General features: G+C 61.3%; 17 protein-coding genes and 1 pseudogene. 12 read left to right on the top strand and 6 right to left on the bottom strand.

The genetic code is table 11. From position 1 onward, the window contains the following. Positions 1–42: 42 nt before the first annotated feature. Positions 43–783, bottom strand: a complete 741-nt coding sequence (locus AYM40_RS34695; RefSeq protein ID WP_063500440.1) for a GNAT family N-acetyltransferase — start codon at positions 781–783, stop codon at positions 43–45. Between the two features lie 108 nt (positions 784–891). Between AYM40_RS34695 and AYM40_RS34690 the strand changes: the two genes are divergently transcribed. Both AYM40_RS34690 and AYM40_RS34685 read left to right on the top strand, forming a co-directional pair. Further along, on the top strand, positions 892–2,475 hold the full coding sequence (locus AYM40_RS34690; protein ID WP_082855469.1) for a PLP-dependent aminotransferase family protein: 1,584 nt from the start codon (positions 892–894) through the stop codon (positions 2,473–2,475). A gap of 224 nt (positions 2,476–2,699) precedes the next feature. After that, positions 2,700–3,032, top strand: coding sequence for a hypothetical protein (locus tag AYM40_RS34685; protein ID WP_063500901.1), 333 nt, complete (start codon positions 2,700–2,702; stop codon positions 3,030–3,032). A gap of 238 nt (positions 3,033–3,270) precedes the next feature. On the opposite strand, the gene AYM40_RS39605 is transcribed toward AYM40_RS34685, so the two are convergent. Then, positions 3,271–3,435 (bottom strand): aminoglycoside phosphotransferase family protein, encoded by a 165-nt coding sequence (locus tag AYM40_RS39605; RefSeq protein ID WP_236721037.1) that lies wholly within the window; start codon positions 3,433–3,435, stop codon positions 3,271–3,273. A 178-nt stretch (positions 3,436–3,613) separates the two neighbouring features. Beyond that, entirely contained in the window at positions 3,614–4,099 is a 486-nt protein-coding gene (locus AYM40_RS34680; RefSeq protein WP_063500439.1) for a GNAT family N-acetyltransferase, read from the bottom strand. Between the two features lie 164 nt (positions 4,100–4,263). On the opposite strand from AYM40_RS34680, the pseudogene AYM40_RS43050 reads away from it, so the two are divergent. After that, positions 4,264–4,476, top strand: a pseudogene (locus AYM40_RS43050) (hypothetical protein); the annotation flags it as partial. Between the two features lie 178 nt (positions 4,477–4,654). Then, positions 4,655–7,411 carry a UPF0182 family protein gene (locus AYM40_RS34670; RefSeq protein WP_063500437.1) on the top strand — a complete coding sequence of 919 codons (2,757 nt, stop codon included), beginning with the start codon at positions 4,655–4,657 and terminating at the stop codon, positions 7,409–7,411. Positions 7,412–7,451: 40 nt separating this feature from the next. On the opposite strand, the gene AYM40_RS43350 is transcribed toward AYM40_RS34670, so the two are convergent. Further along, complete coding sequence (locus tag AYM40_RS43350; RefSeq protein ID WP_256390493.1) at positions 7,452–7,577, bottom strand: hypothetical protein; 126 nt, start codon at positions 7,575–7,577, stop codon at positions 7,452–7,454. Here AYM40_RS43350 and AYM40_RS34665 point away from each other — a divergent pair. The 3 genes from AYM40_RS34665 (at position 7,577) to AYM40_RS34655 (ending at position 10,316) form a co-directional block, all read left to right on the top strand. Then, positions 7,577–8,173: a LysR family transcriptional regulator gene (locus tag AYM40_RS34665; RefSeq protein WP_063500436.1), complete on the top strand. Its 597-nt coding sequence runs from the start codon at positions 7,577–7,579 to the stop codon at positions 8,171–8,173. The genes AYM40_RS43350 and AYM40_RS34665 overlap by 1 nt on opposite strands. A gap of 85 nt (positions 8,174–8,258) precedes the next feature. Next, on the top strand, positions 8,259–9,074 hold the full coding sequence (locus AYM40_RS34660; RefSeq protein ID WP_063500435.1) for a helix-turn-helix transcriptional regulator: 816 nt from the start codon (positions 8,259–8,261) through the stop codon (positions 9,072–9,074). Positions 9,075–9,227: 153 nt separating this feature from the next. Continuing rightward, positions 9,228–10,316 (top strand): threonine aldolase family protein, encoded by a 1,089-nt coding sequence (locus AYM40_RS34655; protein WP_063500434.1) that lies wholly within the window; start codon positions 9,228–9,230, stop codon positions 10,314–10,316. An 89-nt stretch (positions 10,317–10,405) separates the two neighbouring features. On the opposite strand, the gene AYM40_RS34650 is transcribed toward AYM40_RS34655, so the two are convergent. After that, entirely contained in the window at positions 10,406–11,320 is a 915-nt protein-coding gene (locus AYM40_RS34650) for a LysR family transcriptional regulator (protein WP_063500433.1), read from the bottom strand. Positions 11,321–11,483: 163 nt separating this feature from the next. Between AYM40_RS34650 and AYM40_RS43345 the strand changes: the two genes are divergently transcribed. From AYM40_RS43345 to ycaO, 4 genes are all read left to right on the top strand, one after another. After that, on the top strand, positions 11,484–11,618 hold the full coding sequence (locus tag AYM40_RS43345; protein WP_256390492.1) for a hypothetical protein: 135 nt from the start codon (positions 11,484–11,486) through the stop codon (positions 11,616–11,618). 68 nt (positions 11,619–11,686) lie between these two features. After that, positions 11,687–12,553 carry an NmrA family NAD(P)-binding protein gene (locus AYM40_RS34645; protein ID WP_063500432.1) on the top strand — a complete coding sequence of 289 codons (867 nt, stop codon included), beginning with the start codon at positions 11,687–11,689 and terminating at the stop codon, positions 12,551–12,553. Between the two features lie 133 nt (positions 12,554–12,686). Continuing rightward, complete coding sequence (locus tag AYM40_RS34640; protein WP_063500431.1) at positions 12,687–13,451, top strand: ParA family protein; 765 nt, start codon at positions 12,687–12,689, stop codon at positions 13,449–13,451. A gap of 719 nt (positions 13,452–14,170) precedes the next feature. After that, positions 14,171–15,898 (top strand): 30S ribosomal protein S12 methylthiotransferase accessory factor YcaO, encoded by a 1,728-nt coding sequence (ycaO, locus tag AYM40_RS34635; RefSeq protein WP_063500430.1) that lies wholly within the window; start codon positions 14,171–14,173, stop codon positions 15,896–15,898. A 141-nt stretch (positions 15,899–16,039) separates the two neighbouring features. Here the strand turns inward: ycaO and AYM40_RS34630 are convergent, their stop codons facing one another. Continuing rightward, on the bottom strand, positions 16,040–16,633 hold the full coding sequence (locus AYM40_RS34630) for a TetR/AcrR family transcriptional regulator (RefSeq protein WP_063500429.1): 594 nt from the start codon (positions 16,631–16,633) through the stop codon (positions 16,040–16,042). A 103-nt stretch (positions 16,634–16,736) separates the two neighbouring features. Between AYM40_RS34630 and AYM40_RS34625 the strand changes: the two genes are divergently transcribed. Further along, positions 16,737–17,705: a quinone oxidoreductase family protein gene (locus AYM40_RS34625; protein ID WP_063500428.1), complete on the top strand. Its 969-nt coding sequence runs from the start codon at positions 16,737–16,739 to the stop codon at positions 17,703–17,705. The last annotated feature ends 52 nt before the right edge of the window (positions 17,706–17,757 follow it).

Here is a 17,757-nt window from a genome sequence, read left to right as displayed (position 1 = left end):
GACCACCTGGCCAGCTAGCAACCGGCCCGCAACCCGGCTGCCTTATTGGTCGCCTTGGCTCGCCACCGCCCGCTGCTGTGCGATCAGGTCGGCCAGCCGTTCAACCTGCTTGCCCTGCGCATCGAAGTTGCCGGCATCCAGCCAGTGTGCATAGCTCGGCCGCAGCGCGGGCCATTCGCTGTCGATGATCGAAAACCACGCGGTATCGCGATTGCGTTCGCGATACACGATCGCCTGCCGGAAGATCCCTTCGAACGTAAAGCCATAGCGCAACGCCGCCGTGCGCGACGGTCCATTCAGCGAATCGCACTTCCATTCGAAGCGGCGATAGCCGAGGTCGTCGAATACATGATTCATCAGCAGGAACATCGCTTCGGTGGCAATGCGTGTGCGCTTCAGACGCGGCGAATAGGTGACGTGCCCGACTTCGATCACGCCGTTCGCACGGTCGATGCGCATCAGCGCGAGCGTGCCGACTGCGTTGCCGGTCGCCAGATCGATGACCGTGTAGTGCAGCGGATCAGGCGATGCGGCCATGCGCGTCAGATGCTCGCGATACGCGGCCAGGCTCTCGAATGGGCCGACCGCCAGATAGGTCCAGTCGCGGCCATCGGGCGCCGAGTTGTAGGCCTCGTACAGGTCCGTCGCGTGGCGTTCTACGTCCACCGGTTCGATCCGGCAGTATTGGCCCACCAGCGGCTCGCGGCCGGGTGACTGGGCGCCTTTCCAGCCCGGCACAGGGGTGCCGATCGGCTGCTCGAAAGCGTTACGTCTGGGTTCCATGTCTGCTCTCCTGTCGATAGTGGGTGACCCCTGCTTATGGAGAACGATACGGCAAACGTGGTATGTTAAAAAGATCCACGAGAACAGCATTTGATAGGTCCAGCCGAGATGATCGAGATCATTGGCCCGCTCGCCAACCGGGCCGCCGCGCCCCCCGCTGGTAGTGGCGAAAAGTCCGCGCCGCTGCAAAAACAACTCATCGAGCGTTTGCAGCAGGCCATCCTCGCGGGGCGTTTGCCGGCGGGGTCGCTGCTGCCGTCGTCGCGCTTGCTGGCAGCGGAGATGGGCGTGTCGCGTAATACCGTGATGATCGCGTACGAGCATTTGGCCGCGGTCGGCTACGTGGTTGCCGACAAAAAGGGCACGCGTGTGAGCCCGCTCTCCAGTCCGGCGGCGCGCGGTGAACCGCAAACACTGCCGGCCGCACCGGAGATCGCGTACGCGGCGCGTGTCGAGCAATTCGCGGCGACGCGCACCCATGCCGACAACACCTTGCCGCTGACACCCGGCACGCCTGCGCTGGACCGCTTTCCGCTAGCCGCCTGGCGGCGCGCGCTCGAACGTTCGATGGAGCGCGCGGTGCCGCTCGCGCTCGGCTACGGCGACCCGGCGGGCGAACCGGCGCTGCGCGACGCGATCGCGGCGCATTTGCGGATGGCGCGGGGCGTACGCTGCGAGGGTTCGCAGGTGGTCATCACCGAAGGCGCGCAGGAAGCGCTGAACCTGTGCGTGCGGCTGTTCACCAATCCGCGCGACATCGCATGGGTTGAAGATCCGGGCTATCGCGGCGCCAAGGCTGCGTTCAATCTCGGCGATCTGGCCATGCTGCCGATGCCGGTCGATCCCGAGGGCATCGCGGTGCCGCCCGACGCGTGGCGGACGCATCCTCCCAAGCTGATCTATACGTCCCCCGCGCATCAATATCCGACCGGTGCGGTGTTGTCGGTGGCGCGCCGGCTGGAGCTGATCGCGCAGGCGCGCCGCTGCGGCGCCTGGCTGATCGAAGACGACTACGACGGCGAATTCCGCCATACCGGCGAGCCGATCGCCAGCATGCAAGGGCTGGTCGAGGACGCGCCGGTTTTGTACGTCGGCTCGTTCAGCAAAACGATGTTTCCGGCGCTGCGTATCGGCTTCGTGGTACTGCCGAGCGCCATCGCCGCGCACACGGCTGTCGCGTTGCAGGAGATGCTGCGCGGCGGGCATCGTCTGGAGCAACTGGCGCTGGCGCACTTCATTGACAGCGGGGAATTCGGGCGGCATCTGGGCCGCATGCGGCGTTTGTATCGGGAGCGCCAGCAGGCGCTGCGCGATGCGCTCACTGCGCATTTCGCGCCGTCGCAGATTCTGGGCGGCAATTGTGGCATGCATCTGACGCTTCGCTTGCCGCTGCATATTTCCGATCAAACCCTTGCCGAACGCGCGCTCGCCGAGCGGCTCAATCCGCGTGCGCTGTCGGGTTTTGCGTTGCAGCAGCGCGAGGAGGCAAATGGCCTGGTGATCGGCTATGGCAGCACGCCAGACGGGCAACTGGCGCCCGCTGTGCGCGTGTTGGCCGAACTGGTGCGCGAGATGGCGCGCGAGTCGGGCAGCGGGTCGGGCAGCGGGTCGAACCGCGGGTCGATAAGGGGGGCGGTGAGCGGGTCGACAAGCGGGGCGACAAGCGGGGCGGCCACGCGGCGTGCCGTGTAAGTTTTTACGTTTGTCCGCGTGACCCATGTCGCGCTATCGTGTCGTTTATGCGCGGCGATTTCGAAGTGCGCGACGTCGACGAATCGCCCGCAGGTCATGCCCAGCGCACCGCTCCGCAGCATCGGGTGACATGCGGCGCCCACCTGCCGGGCCGCCAACGGGCGCGGGCATGAAGAATGCCTTTGTTGTGGTTACCTATGACGATCTATCTGACCGGAGACGACATGAAGGAAATCGAACCGACCGCATGGTTTGAGCTTGCTGCCCATACACCCGTCCGTGAAGGCTGGTACGAGGTGCAGTTGACGAGCGGAGACACGGCATTTGCGAAATATGGCGACGGCGTATGGACCGAGAAGCCGTTGCTGGTGTTTACGCACTGGCGCGGCCTCTCCGCCGACCCGTCGAACGCTGCCGACGGCGAGGCAGAAACGATTGGCGCCGAAGCCACCGTGGCTCAGGGCGTGCGCGCCGCATGGAACGCGTTCTTCCCAGGGCTGGGCGAAGAACAGCACAAACCGCTGGATGCCCTGCCCAACGGCAAAGCTCCGCATTGATTGACGGAATGTCTGGGCGGCGGCTTGCCGGCTGCCGCCTGACGATGTCTGCTCGCCCCGGGATTGGCAGGCTCGGGGTGATAGCGGCGAGGCCTGGGGGTAGCGGCTGTCCCGGATGGTTGTCCTCTTCAGTTCCCAGCGTTTACTTCTGCCTCAGCGCTTCGGCCGCCATTCTGCCGATGTCTATGTCGATGTCCGGCGTCTCACCCGTTTCGAGAATCCACGCCGCGGACAAACCCTACCACGCCATCAGCTGCGCGCCGAATCTCTCTTCGGGATCCTGTGCAACTTTTAGCATCGCGGGGACGCCATGCCGGCGCACGGGCAGCAGACGGCTGCTGTGCGTGCGAATCGGCTCACCGTCCGGCAGCAAGTCCCACTTGATCATGTACTCGGTGAACATCGCGCTTCAGGGGGCGAGTGCGGCTGCGTGGATTGCGGCGGTTCGGCCATGCCGCGCGCTATTTCCACCGCTGAGGGTTGCGCAGGCGGTTCTTGCTGCAGATAGACAAGGCGCGCATCGCTGATTACCTGGCATCGCTGATTACCTGGCTACGTTTCTGTTCAGGGGCAAGCGTATCTCACGTATTGCCATCGGCGAAGGCCGTGAGTGCATCGCCCGCCAGCCGGTAGCGCACCCATTCGCTTTGCGCGCTCGCGCCGATCGATTCATAGAAGCCGATCGCCGGCTCGTTCCAGTCGAGCACGCTCCATTCGAAGCGCCCACAGCCGGCTTCGCACGCAATTTGTGCGAGGTGGCGCAGCATCTGTTTACCCGCGCCGCTGCCGCGCGATGTCGGCGATATGTATAGGTCTTCAAGATAAAGCCCTTGCTTGCCGAGCCACGTCGAATAGGAAAAGAAGTAAACGCAGAAGCCGATCGGCTCGCCGTTCATTTCGCAGATCAAAGCCTTCGCGGTAGACGTGGCGGAGAACAGACTCGCTTCGATGTCTTTAACGGTCGCGACGACTTCGTGCTCCGCTTTCTCATACACCGCGAGTTCGGTGATGAAGCGGAGAATCAAGGCGGCGTCGGACGCGTGAGCGGGGCGGATGTGGATCGTCAAGGTAAGGTGCTCGGTCGGTTGGATCGGGGATTGAAGTTTAGCGAAGCTGCGTCAGCTTCGGATCAAGCATCCATCGTATCGGTTTTTCTGCTTGCCACGCGGCCCGCGATGCGTGCGAGCCATTCGGCACCGCGTTCTGCACGACCGATACCAGGCACGCCAGGCCGGACGTTGATATTCAGATCGTGCAAGAGGATCCAGCCAAACCGGGTGGCGTTGGGGAGCGGTCGAGTCCCTCGGTGGCGCACGCGGTGGCTAGTGCGGTGTTTAAGCTGACGGGACGGAGGTTGCGGGATACGCCTTTTGATTTGGAGAAGATGGGGGCGCAGGCGGGTGTTCACGGCAAGGTCAGCGACGGCGAAGGCTTGAACGGGTGAGCGTACGCCGCCTGCATCACCGGACTACAATCACTTATATGACCCTAATCATGCGTTGACCATGCACCGGCTTCGACGGCGCATTGGCAAGGCGGTCAGCCAACTTCACGGCAGATCAACGGTTTAAGCAGAGCTGATCGCAGCCAGCCACGAGTGGCGTTCCGGCAAAGGAAGGGCGATGCATTGGCAACCAAGCTCCCGCGTGCACTTCAGACGCACCGCAATCACGGTGGCGGTCGTCGTGGGCTGCCTGATCGTCGCCGGGCGCATCACCGGCGTCGCGGTCGACTGGCTGTGGTTTTCTTCAATCGGTTATGTCGACGTTTTCTGGACGGTTATCTCCGCCAAGGCGCTCCTGTTTGCCGCCGTGTTCGCAGCGTCGGCGGCCGTCATAGCCGGATCGGGGTTCCTTGCGCATCGTTATGCGAGGCGTCCCGGCAGCTGGCAAGTAGAAGCGGCCCGTCTGTCCGGTACGCCTGAGTTCATCAGCGAACTGGCAGACCAGCTCGCCCCGCGCATTCCCTGGCGCGCCTGCATTGCCGGTAGCGCTATTGTCCTGGGGCTGATCATCGCCGCCGGCGACATCTCCAACTGGGATCTGGTGCTGCGCTTCCTGCGCCAGGTGCCCTATGGCGAGCGCGATCCGATCTTCGGCCAGGACATCAGCTTCTATCTGTTCTCACTGCCCGCCAATATTGCGTTCAAGAACTGGTTGCTGCAGTTGCTCTTTTGCAGTGCGATCATTGCAGCCGCGGTCTATGGGGTACGGGGCGACATCACGTTCGAGCGGCCGCCGTGCCGACTCTCCGCCGCTGCCGCTGCTCATGGTTCGGCGCTGCTCGGTGTGTTCTTCGTCCTGAAGGCCTGGTCTTACGCACTCGACCGCTTTCTGCTGCTCTACGGCGACAACGGCGTCGTGGTCGGCGCCGGCTATACCGACATCCACGTCGAGCTCCCGGTCTTATGGGTGCTCATTGGCCTCGCCGCCGCAGCAGCCGTCGCGTCGTGGGTCAATATGCGCCGGCTGGACTATCGAATTTCTGCTGCCTCGGTGTTGCTGGTGTTCGGCACCTCGTTCGTATTCGCCCTGATCTACCCGGCGCTGTTCCAGCGCCTCTATGTCAAGCCGAGCGAACTGCAACTGGAGATGCCCTATATCAAGCACAATATCGCGCTAACGCGGATGGCCTATGGCCTCACCCAGATCGCGGTAAAGCCGTTTCCTGCCGAGCAGGAATTGAATCTCGCCTCGCTCGAGGCCAATCGCGCAACCATCGGCAACATTCGCCTGTGGGACGTGCAGCCGCTGATGGACACCTACGCGCAGCTGCAGGAGATCAGGACTTACTACAAATTTCTCTCTGTCGACATCGACCGCTACCGGCTCGACGCCGGTTACCGGCAGGTGATGCTGTCGGCCCGCGAACTGGAGCCGTCGATGCTTCCCGCGAACGCCCAGACCTGGGTGAACCTGCACCTGCTGTTCACGCACGGCAACGGCGTCGTGATGTCGCCCGTCACGGAGAAATCGACGGAAGGCTTACCCTCGTTTTATCTGCAGGATATTCCGCCGGTCGCCCACGGCGGGCCGGCCATTCACGAGCCGCGTCTGTATTTCGGGGAAGGAGGTGAAGGTTACGTCATCGTAAAAGGCAGCGTCCCCGAATTCGACTACCCCAAGGGCAAGGACAACGCTTACACCACCTACGGCGGGAGAGACGGTATTGCTATCGGCAGCACCGCGCGCCGCAGCCTGTTCGCCTGGCAGTTCGACGATCCGAACATTCTGCTCACCGACTACATCACGAACGCCAGCCGCATCCTGCTGCACCGTAACGTACAGGACCGGGTGCGTACGATCGCGCCGTTCCTCAGGCTCGACCATGATCCCTATCTCGTCACAAGCAACGGGCGCCTTTTCTGGATGCAGGACGCCTATACGACAAGCCGCTGGTTCCCCTACGCCCAGCCGGGTTTCGGCGATGGCGTGAATTACATCCGTAACGCAGTTAAAGTTGTGGTCGACGCGTATAACGGCACGGTCGATTTCTATGTCAGCGATCCTAACGATCCGATCCTGCGAACTTATCAGCGCATCTTCCCGGGTCTGTTCAAATCTCTCGCGACGATGCCGCAAGACCTGCAGCAACATATTCGCTACCCCGAGGATCTGTTCCTGATCCAGGCGCAACTTTATCGGGCCTACCACATGGATGCGCCGGAGGTCTTCTACAATCGCGAGGATCTCTGGCAGTTCCCCCGGGAATTGATCGGCATTGATGGTGGGAATAGTCCCGGCACACCGATGACGCCTTACTACATGATCATGCGGTTGCCCGAGGAACCGCGCGAGGAGTTCGTCCTGATGCTGCCGATGGTGCCAAGCCAGCGCGACAATATGATCGCGTGGCTCGCGGCGCGTTGCGATCCACCCAACTACGGCAAGCTTATCGTCTACGCGTTCCCGAAGGATAAGCTCGTCTATGGACCCTTCCAGATCGAGGCGCGCATCCAGCAGAACACCGAGATATCACAGCAGATTTCGCTGTGGAACCAGATGGGGTCGCGTGTCATTCGCGGCCATCTTCTCGTCGTACCGATTGAAAACTCCATCCTCTACGTCTCTCCGCTCTACTTGCGTGCCGAGTCGGGTCAGCTACCCGAGTTGAAGCGGGTAATCGCCGCGTATGGGGACCGGGTGGTGATGCAAGAAACCCTGGGCGAAGCGCTGGCGGCGCTCTTCAAGGAACGCGCCCCAATCGCATCGCCGCCTCAGGGCACGGCGGACGCGCGCGCCCGCGAGGCGCTTGCACATTATGACCGTGCAATGGAGCGATTGAAGGCGGGAGACTGGAGTGGTTTCGGTGCGGAACTGGATGCCTTGCGGCCACTGCTCGAGGCGCTAGGTGGGGGGCGTTCGGAGGGGCAAAAGTGACTTGTGTGCGAAAGGCACGGTATGCCGCGCCTTTCGCTGGTTATCCCAACTTGACGAGATTAAGCACCGGCAGCGGCCCGCCCGGGATTTGAACCAGCCGGCCCCCGCCTTCGAGCGAACCCAGGTCGATGCCGAAGAAGCCGAGCCGCTCGATCAGTCCGCTCACTGCCGCTTTCGCATGCGCGTCGTCTTGCGCTGACGCCCGCCGCGGTCAGCAGGAACGTCGCGCTGCTCGAACGCAACCTGGGCGTGCGACTGTTCCAGCGCTCGACGCGCAAGCTCACGCTGACCGAGGCGGGCGAGCGCTTTCTCGTGGAAATTGGCGACAATCTGGACGCGCTGCAGGCAGCGATCGCGTCCGTCTCGACCGATCGCGGCGATCTTGCGGACCTCGACGGCATCGTGATGCGCTCGAGCCGCACCGGCCGCGTGCACCACCGGACGATGCGCAACGCGGCGGGCGGCAAAATGCCTGCGCAGCTTGGCGAGACCATCATGGTCAACGACCCGGCAGCGATGCGCGAGGCTGCGATTCTCGGGCTGGGTGTTGCGCCGCTGACTGTGTCGGACGTGCTGTCGTCGATCGAACGTGGGGAACTCGTGCGATTGTTGCCGCGCTGGTACGCGGACGCCGGGGCAATTTCGATCTATTACGCGACGCGAGCGCTGCTGCCGGCGAAAACACGGGTGTTTGTCGATTTCGTTGTCGAGGCGTTCGAGCGGGAGAGGTTGGCTGAAAGGTTTGCGGGAAGCATCGGATGAGTGGTGCCGGGCAGGCAAACAGGCCGAGATTAGCGGCGTTATACTTTGCGAGCGCCCGCCAACACGTGTCATCGCTTCCTGTTCAATGACTGAGTCTGTCCAATTCCAGCAAGTGTCCGAGATACCCGGCCTGGTGCTGAGTACCGCACGCTTCGCGGCTTTCAGTTTCGACCGCCACTTCCACCTTGATTTGCACGTCGGGCTGGTGACGGATGGGGTTCAGCGCCAGAGGGTCAACGGAAAGACTGTCCTGCACGGACCCGGGTCCATCGTTCTGATGCCGCCAGGCGAGATTCACGACGGAATCACGGTGGACGGCAGCCAATCCACGCTCAAGACATTCCGCCTTTCGCAGGAACTCGTCGCAAGCGTGGCGGAGGAGATCAGCGGCTTGCACCGCGAGCCGGAATTCGCAGGAGCCTTGCTTGAAGACCCGCTGCTCGCCGGCCATCTTCTGCGCCTGCACAATGAGATGCGGTGGTGCAACGCCGCGAGCAGTCTTGCAATGCAGGCTGAGTGGCTCACGTTGCTGGAGCGCTTGTTGAGCCAATCGCGCACGATCGTGCCGGAAACGGTCCCGGGCTCGCTTTCGCGCATTCAATGGCAACGCGTCAGAGACTACTGCTTCAGTCATCTCAGCGACAAGATCACGCTCGACGAACTGGCCGGGTTGTGCTCACTCGGCAGATTCCAGTTCCTCAAGCAATTCAAGCAGACCATCGGGATGACGCCCCACGCGTGGCTGCTCCGTCTTCGTCTCGAGCGGGCTTGTGCGCTCCTGTCGCGAAGCTCGCAAGCGATCGCAGCAGTCGCTCAGGAAGTCGGGTTCTACGATCAAAGCCACTTCAACCGCGCTTTCCGGCAGGCATACGGCGTCGCGCCGTCGTGCTACAGGGCGTAAGCCGCGCGGTCGTCGGCAGAGTACGAGGTTCAGCGCTATCTCGCCCCGTGGCTGGGCGACTGATCAATTTTTTACAAGTCCGGCGGCCTCACTCGACATAGGATGCGCCAATCCGGGGGGAAGTTCTCCTCCCGCCGAGTTGAGGATATGACAATGGACAGCAGTAATCGATCACACGGTGCTAGGGCGCCGGCTTTGGGTTTCACGAGCGATAACATCGCAGGCGCGTCGCCAGAGGTAATTGAAGCCATCGCGGCGAGCAGCGCCGGGCAAGCGAGCCCATACGGAGGAGATGATCTTACTGCCCGCGTCGAACGCAAACTGAGCGAAATCTTCGAGCGCGAAGTCGACGTGTTTCTCGTGCCGACCGGCACCGCCGCCAACTCCTTGTGCCTGAGCGCGATGACGCCGCCCTGGGGCAACATCTATTGCCATCCGGCGAGCCATATCAACAACGACGAATGCGGCGCGCCCGTGTGGTACACGAATGGCGCGAAGCTGGTCGGCGTAGAAGGGCAATCGGCGAAGATAGACCCCGCAAGTCTTCATAGCGCGGCTCGCGTGAAGGTGGGCGACGTACATTCGACGCAACCGTCGTGCGCGAGCATCACGCAGGCGACGGAAGAGGGCGGCGTGTACACACTGGCCGAGATCGAAGCGCTGGGGGAGGTCTGCAAGGCATCCTCCATCAAGCTTCATATGGATGGCTCACGATTCGCCAATGCGCTGGTGTCGCTGGGCTGTTCGCCCGCAGAGATGACATGGAAGGCCGGGGTCGATGCACTGTCGTTCGGCGCGACCAAGAACGGTGTGTTCGCAGCGGAAGCGATCGTGCTGTTCGATGCATCCCTTGCGCCCGAAATGGGCTACCGTCGCAAGCGCGCGGGCCATCTGTTCTCGAAGATGCGCTTTCTTTCGGCGCAGATCGACGCGTACTTGACCGACGATCTGTGGTTGCGCAACGCACGCCAGGCCAACGACGCTGCGCGGCGCCTGACCCGAGGACTTGCGGGGTTGAGCGGCGTCGAAGTGCTCGGCGCGACTGAGGCCAACATCGTCTTTTGTCGATTGCCTTCCGCGATGATCGAATCACTACATCAGGCGGGATTCGAGTTTTATCACGATCGTTGGGGACCAAACGTTGTCCGGTTCGTGACTTCCTTCTCTACCACGGTTGAGGATGTCGACAACCTGCTGGCACATGTGACGCGCGCCGCCGTCGCTCATCAATCCGGCAATTGACGGCAGGAGACGTTGCATGCTCGCGCCGATCGACGTCAGCATGGTCCTGGATGCGCAAGGAATCTCGACAACAGGCCTATTTCGGCTTGCTAACTCGTACTCGTCAAAGAGACGATAAAGTCAAGAAATACCCTTGTCCTGGCCGGCACGTGATGCCGCGATGGATGGTACGCATAGAGCGGGAAGCGCTCATCCGGCCAGTCTGGGAACAGGTTGACGAGCTGTCCTTCCCGGATCAGGTGCTCGGCGCCGAGCAGAAGCATCTGCGCGACGCCGGACCCGGCCAGGCACGCGTTGAGGAGTGCGCTCGGATCATTCACCGTAAGCCGTCCATTCGTTTCGACAACAAGCTTTTTGCGCTTGCGATGAAACGCCCACGGATACGGCTTTCCGGTTTCCGGGTTCCGGAACTCGAGACACCTATGCGCACCGCACCCCAGCTCTTGAGGCTCCGCTGGCCGCCCCCGGCGAGCGAGGTACGAGGGCGATGCGACGGTGACAACCGTGGTGTCAAGGAGCTTTCGCGCAACCAGACTGGATGAGCGAGGTTCGCCAAATCGCAGGGCCAGATCGAAGCCGTCCATGATGAGGTCGCCGAGCTGATCTCTCGCAATGAACTCGAGTTCAAGTTCAGGATGCACATCCATGAATTCGTCGAGCTTCGGGCCCAGAATAATTCGCGAAACAACCGGATCAAGATTGATTCGCAGCTTCCCGCGCACCGTCGCGACGCCTCCTGCCGCGGCGACGGCCGCTTCCTCCATTCCCCTTAAGTGCGGCATGACCTGCTCGTAGAACCGTCGGCCCTCTTCAGTGAGGGAAACGGCGCGGGTCGTCCGATTGAAGAGCCGTATTTTCAGCCGCTTTTCGAGTCGAGCGATTGCCCGGCTAACCCCCGGTGGCGACATACCCATCAATTCGGAGGCGGCTGCGAACGTCCCCGCATCGACGACGGCAGCAAATACGCCGATACCGCTGGAGAGATTCTCGCTGGGCGATCTCATAGGGCCTGCACAGTGCGTCAAAAACCGCACTATGACTCATTGGTAACTATCCGTCATTTCACAAGTGTCATTCGTGTCATTTAGTTTCTTGTCGCGTTTACCCACAATGCATCCCAACAGGACGTTTCAACCTCAGTTCATTCCAATTTCCAAGGAGTAGGAGATGACCGTTCAACTCACTCGCCGTGACCTGTTGACGCGAGCATCCGGCTTCCTGGCCGTCGCCAACGGCACCGTAGCTGGTGTGGCGGCCGGGGAGTTTGAACGGAGTTTGTATCAGGGCTTGCAGCGAGCCTGAGCGAATAGCGAGCTGTGATGTACCGATGAAATATTGAAAGACGCTTATTTATGCAAGGAGAAGCAAACATGTACGCGATAACAGGAATAACAGGGAAGGTCGGTGGCGCTGTGGCGCGCACGCTGCTCGCGGCAGGTCAGTCAGTACGCGCGGTGGTGCGCGATGCCGCTCGGGCACGTTCATGGGCTGAGCGCGGGTGTGAAGTCGTGACAGCCGACATGGACGATGCGACGTCCCTGACCGCCGCTTTCGAGGGCGCGCACGGCGTCTTCATTCTGCCGCCGTCCGAGTTCGATCCGTCGCCGGGTTTTCCCGAGGCAAGGGCTGTCATTGACGCCGTGCGCGGGGCGCTTCAGTCGGCAGCATCTGGCAAGGTTGTCTGCCTGTCGACGATCGGCGCGCAGGCCACCGAGACCAATCTGCTCACGCAACGTACGCTGATGGAGCAGGCGCTTCGCGATTTACCGATGCCCGTGACATTCCTGCGTCCCGGCTGGTTCATGGAAAACGCCGCATGGGACGTTGCGCCGGCCCGGGACATGGGAGTGATCCCCAGCTTTCTGCAACCACTCGACAAGGCTGTGCCGATGGTCGCGACCGCGGACGTTGGTCGCATTGCCGCACAACTGCTTCGACAAACCTGGCGCGGCGTGCGTGTCGTCGAACTCGAGGGGCCGCAACGTGTGAGCCCGAACGATCTGGCCGAGGCATTTGCCCAGGTGCTCGGTCGTCCGGTTCGTGCGGAGGTGGTGCCGCGCGAAACATGGGACGCGCTGTTCCGGTCACAAGGTATGAAGGAACCATTGCCGCGCATACGCATGCTCGACGGGTTCAATGAAGGCTGGATCGCCTTCGAAGGCGATCCAGCCGACGTCGTCAAGGGCGAAGTGGACCTGGAAGCCGTTCTGCGAGGCCTCGTCTCGCAGGCGGCCTAACGCGGGCATACCCGGCGACGCGCACGCCCGACCAACTGACCGCCAAGCCAGAAAACAACCGATCGAATCCAACCAGGTCCGCTGGCTCAGGTATGCTGAGCGCTTTTGGGTAGGTTCCGCTCAAGGGGAGAACATGCGGCGCGTCGTATTCAATCAGAAAGGTGGTGTAGGCAAATCGACCATTGTTTGTAACCTGGCGGCAATCAGCGCCAGCGAAGGCATCCGCACACTGGTCATCGACCTGGATGCTCAGGCGAATTCAAGTCAGTACCTGCTCGGCTCGCAGGCCGGCGAGGCCAGCCCCACCGTCGCCGGCTTCTTTGAAACCGCGCTAACGTTCAGCTTCAGGCCTGTAGAAGTCACGTCGTTCATTCATCCGACGCCATTTGAGAACCTCGACGTCATGCCCGCTCATCCTGATCTGGACACGTTGCATGGCAAGCTGGAATCCCGTTACAAGATCTACAAGTTGCGTGACGCGCTGAACGAACTCGACATGTATGACGCGATTTATATCGACACGCCGCCTGCGTTGAACTTCTACACACGCTCCGCGCTGATCGCGGCCGAGCGTTGCCTGATTCCGTTCGACTGCGATGACTTTTCCCGTCGCGCGCTTTACACGTTGATGGAGAACGTGAAGGAGATCCAGCAGGATCATAACGTCGCGCTTGAAGTGGAAGGCATTGTCATCAACCAGTTTCAGCCTCGCGCGAGCCTGCCCCAAAAGCTGGTCGATGAACTTGTCAGTGAGGGCTTGCCGGTGCTGGCTTCAAAGCTGTCTTCGTCCGTGAGGATCCGCGAATCGCATCAGCAGGCAACCCCCCTCATTCATCTCGATCCGGGGCACAAACTTTCGCAAGAATATCGAGCCTTGCATCGTGAATTGGCTGAATAAGGGGGCAGCGGACGGCCGCCCTTGGCCGATTGCATTATTCAACAGCTGCGGGTGAATCGTTGAATCTGCGTCTCTGTCGATGCGGTCCCCGTCCGTGCCATGCTGGCGCGAATACGGCACAATGATCAAACCCACGGGTGCCTGCACCGCAAGTGTGAAGGTGCGCATCACTCGCCAGCGTATGGTCGGAAAAATCGCCCGACACAGTGGTGCGAACATAGCAGCCGGAGTAACGTCCGGCCGCCCGTGGCATGCCGCTCTACGAGCAATCGGAACCGAGTGACCATTGCTCGCGGCGGACGGAGCGTCAGTTCACGTCTCGACAACGGACGACGGAGTGCAACTGTTGGCAAGCAACTTATCGCGCACCGGCCGTTCGACATCGGGCCGCGAATCGTCGACAATCCCGTACGCGAAAGCGGACCACACACGATGCGTGCGGTCCGCACTGTAAGATCGAGCCGTTTTATCGCGCGGCGAATTAACTGACCGGGATCGCGCGCGGTCAGGACTGCAAAGCCCGCATCCAGCCCTATCACACTGCCTGCGCCGAATTGGCGTGGATCCGTCGCACTGAGACTGCCAGACAGACCTGAGACTTGCCGTCTCCTCAATCAGGTCAAATCCCAGATACCCGATGACTGCCTTCGGCAGCGGTTCAAAAATCCGAGCGTTCGGATGAAATTTACGTAAGTCCCACTAGATAAAGGCATTACCTCATGCAAACCGAAAGCTTCATTCCTGGCAAGGATGCATCGCTGGAATTTTCCATTGCCACCATGCAGCAGAAGCTGGCGGCGCGCGGCTTTTTCCTCGAAGAAAGCTCGTGGCTCAATCCGGCCGAGAACATCTGGTCATGCCACATGCGCGACAAGGCATGTCCGATGCTGTTCACCAACGGCAAGGGCGCCTCGGAACTGGCTGCCCGTGCCAGCGCGATCGGCGAATTCATCGAGCGTTTGGGTTGCCACTATTTCTGGACGCACTTTTATCTTGGCGAGACCCGGGCCAACCGTCCCTTTGTTCACTATCCGCAGGAACGCTGGTTCGCTCCCACCGAAGATGGTGCTTGGCCGGCGGAATTGCTGAACCCCGAGTTGCACGCGTTCTACAACCCGGACAGCGATATCGACGGATCGGTGATTGTCGATTTGAACTCCGGCAACGTGGATCGTGGCATTTGCGCTTTGCCCTACACCCGTCTGCGAGACGGTACGACGACATGGATCCCGGTGAATATCATCGGCAACCTGTATGTCAGCAACGGCATGTCGGCGGGCAATACTAAACTCGAAGCGCGGACCCAGGCGTTGTCCGAGATTTTCGAGCGCCAGGTCAAGTACCGCATCATCAGCGAAGGCCTGTGCCTTCCCGACGTGCCGGAAGAAGTGATTGCGCGTTACCCGGGGATTGCCGCTGGTGTGAAATCGCTGCGTGACGCGGGCTTCGGCATCCTCGTGAAGGACGCGTCGCTGGGCGGCCGCTATCCGGTGATGAACGTGACCTTGCTGCATCCGAAGGATCAAGGCGTGTTTCCGAGCTTCGGCGCGCATCCGCGTTTCGAAATCGCACTGGAACGCGCGTTGACTGAGTTGCTGCAAGGCCGCTCGCTCGAATCGCTGGAAGATTTTCCGGAGCCCGGCTTCGACATGGACGAGATTTCGGCTGTGGCGAATCTGGAGATTCACTTCGTCGATTCGAGCGGTGTGGTGAGCTGGAATTTCCTGAGCGACAAACCCGACTATGACTTCGCGGACTGGAATTTCAGCTCGACGACGCAGGAAGATTATGACTGGCTGTGTGCGTGCATCGCCGAGGAAGGCAAAGATGTCTACGTCGCCGACTTCGAAGAACTCGACGCCTACGCCTGCCGGATTCTCGTACCGGGTATGTCGGAGATCTACCCGGTCGAAGATCTGCAATGGGAAAACAACAGCGTGGGCAACGACATCCGCCCGGCGTTGGTCCGCCTGAACGATCTTAGCGACGAGGAGTGCCGCACGCTGCTTGACGATCTGCAGACCATGAATCTCGGCGATGAACGCCCTCTCTGGGAAATTCTCGGTCTCGCCGTACCGCTCGGAACAGCGTGGAAAGAACTGCGCATCGGCGAACTCAAGACCTTGTTGGCGCTCGCGATCGGCGACGTGGAGGTGGCGCGCGAAGGCTGCGACTGGATTCACCATTACCGCCAGATGAATCAGGGGCGCTGGCTGGTTTACCGTTGCGTCGAGGCGCTGCTTAATCTCGACGAGCCGGCTAATTTCACCCATTCGCTGACCTTGCTTTATGGCGCGGAAACGCTAAGGCAAGCGCGAGCGCTGGTGGATCGCAAGGAGCGTTTCTTTGGTCTCGCTACGCTCGGCGTGGATTTTGAGGGAAGCGCCATGCACAGCAACCTGCTCGCGGCTTACGACAAGCTTTTTGCTTCGACAGCCGGGGCTTGATCAAGCGCGCCCGTCGCGTCCTCGGGCGTCGAGGACCGGTGTCGTAACCGGTGCCGCCTATCGTCCAAGGACGTGGTATCGACGTCCCCGCCATCCACACACTCGAGGCAAGAACCGATTCCGGCAAATGACCGCGTTCGACTAGGCCAACAATTTCATGGCAGCGTCGATGAGGTCGCCCCTCAGATCATCCGACTCCGCTATCAAACCGGTGACGTACGCACCGTTGATGAGCAGTGCTAGCTGAGACGCGGTACGGTTGGGATCACTGACGCCCAGCCTGGCAACAATGGTTGCAAGCCTTGCCCGCATTTCCTCCTTGTTGTTTCGGGCGATAAGCCTGCCTGGATAGTTGCCGTCGGGAAACTCCGCCACCAGGTTAAGAAACGGGCAGCCACGAAAGGCGGGGTGAGCAATCCGCTTCGCGATTCCGGATAGCAGCGCGTCCAGCAAAGCGCGCGGGTCCTCAGCGTGCTTCTCTTCAACGTTATCCCACCACGCCCAGAACAACCGATCTTTCTCGGCGGCGAAAGCGGCGATCAAAGCGTCCTTGGAGTCGAATACGCGATAGAGGCTCGTCTTCGATACCCCGGATCGTTCGACGACCGTGTCCACACCGATGGCACGTATGCCCTCGCGGTAGAACAACTCGCTTGCCGTCGCGAGGATACGCTCGCGTGCGCTCACTTCGCCCTTTGGCGGGGCTCCCCGCCGGGGCCGGGCTCCTGCCTTCATAGCCGCAAACTCCTTTGATTCGGATTTTTCAGGTTGACAAAGTAACAGATCGGTACCTAGTATGAAAGTTACGTACAGGTCTGTTACTTTAAAGGATATACCAATGCGCGTGATCGAAGCGGAAACCTTTTCGGGCTATGACAGGTTACGGCAGATTGAATTACCAAAGCCGCAACCGGCGAAGGACCGGGTGCTGGTTCGCGTGACAGCCGCCGGCGTCACGCCGCTCGAATACACGGTCCTGTCGGGTGGACATCCTCGAGCCAAGGCGCCGCTGGTGCTTGGCAATGAGGGTGTCGGTGTTATCGAGGACGCAGGCGACTCAGGGCTAGAGGTGGGAAGCCGCGTGATGTTTACCGGGCCCTACGGCGTTGGTGAGAATGGCACATGGCAGGAATGGCTGCTGGTGAGGCCGGAACATCTGGCGTCGCCTGACGCGATCGGGGACGTCGTCGCGGCCAGCCTTCCGGTGGCCTATCTGACGGCACAGATCACGCTGACGCAGGCCGGGTTCAAGCCGGGCATGACGGTGCTGGCTCCGGGAATCGGCGGGTCGGTCGGCAACGCGACCTATCAGCTTGCGCGGGCGCAGGGCGCCGGCAAGGTGATCTCCACGGCCGGCAGCGCGGCGAAGGCCGCTAGAGCGCGCGAACTTGGCTTCGAGGACGTGATCGACCTCACCGCGGAAGGTCTCGCCGACGGCGTTCGTCGGATAACGGCCGGCAAGGGCGTCGATATCGTCATCGAGAGCATCGGCGGCACGGTGACGAGTGAGGCATTGAGCAGCCTGGGTCTCGGCGGTGTCCTGATCACGCTGGGCTATTCCGCAGGACGCAAAACCACGATCGATGTCACTGACCTGATCTGGAAGCGTGCGCGGATGGCTGGCTTCTCTTTGTTTGCCCAGTCACCGGCCACAATCGCCAATGCGTGGCAGGACATCGTCCCGTTAGTGCTAAGCGGAAAGGTCAAGCCGATCGTCGAGCGGATCTACCCCCTCGCCGAAGCGGGCGAAGCCTTGCGCCACCTGATAGAGGATCGGCCGTTTGGCAAAGTCATTTTGACGATGTGACCTCTGCCCACTATGCTGCACAAGGGCGCCCGGCCATTTTTTGGCAGCTGAC

The organism is Paraburkholderia phytofirmans OLGA172 (assembly GCF_001634365.1).
In the GTDB taxonomy this organism is placed as follows: Bacteria; Pseudomonadota; Gammaproteobacteria; order Burkholderiales; family Burkholderiaceae; genus Paraburkholderia.
This window is presented reverse-complemented; position numbering and strand designations above follow the sequence as displayed.

Coding starts and splice junctions, on each gene's coding strand:
- AYM40_RS34695 (WP_063500440.1), bottom strand. CDS start 783: ATGGAACCCAGACGTAACGCTTTCGAGCAGCCGATCGGCACCCCTGTG.
- AYM40_RS34690 (WP_082855469.1), top strand. CDS start 892: ATGATCGAGATCATTGGCCCGCTCGCCAACCGGGCCGCCGCGCCCCCC.
- AYM40_RS34685 (WP_063500901.1), top strand. CDS start 2,700: ATGAAGGAAATCGAACCGACCGCATGGTTTGAGCTTGCTGCCCATACA.
- AYM40_RS39605 (WP_236721037.1), bottom strand. CDS start 3,435: ATGTTCACCGAGTACATGATCAAGTGGGACTTGCTGCCGGACGGTGAG.
- AYM40_RS34670 (WP_063500437.1), top strand. CDS start 4,655: ATGCATTGGCAACCAAGCTCCCGCGTGCACTTCAGACGCACCGCAATC.
- AYM40_RS34660 (WP_063500435.1), top strand. CDS start 8,259: ATGACTGAGTCTGTCCAATTCCAGCAAGTGTCCGAGATACCCGGCCTG.
- AYM40_RS34655 (WP_063500434.1), top strand. CDS start 9,228: ATGGACAGCAGTAATCGATCACACGGTGCTAGGGCGCCGGCTTTGGGT.
- AYM40_RS34650 (WP_063500433.1), bottom strand. CDS start 11,320: ATGAGATCGCCCAGCGAGAATCTCTCCAGCGGTATCGGCGTATTTGCT.
- AYM40_RS43345 (WP_256390492.1), top strand. CDS start 11,484: ATGACCGTTCAACTCACTCGCCGTGACCTGTTGACGCGAGCATCCGGC.
- AYM40_RS34645 (WP_063500432.1), top strand. CDS start 11,687: ATGTACGCGATAACAGGAATAACAGGGAAGGTCGGTGGCGCTGTGGCG.
- AYM40_RS34640 (WP_063500431.1), top strand. CDS start 12,687: ATGCGGCGCGTCGTATTCAATCAGAAAGGTGGTGTAGGCAAATCGACC.
- ycaO (WP_063500430.1), top strand. CDS start 14,171: ATGCAAACCGAAAGCTTCATTCCTGGCAAGGATGCATCGCTGGAATTT.
- AYM40_RS34630 (WP_063500429.1), bottom strand. CDS start 16,633: ATGAAGGCAGGAGCCCGGCCCCGGCGGGGAGCCCCGCCAAAGGGCGAA.
- AYM40_RS34625 (WP_063500428.1), top strand. CDS start 16,737: ATGCGCGTGATCGAAGCGGAAACCTTTTCGGGCTATGACAGGTTACGG.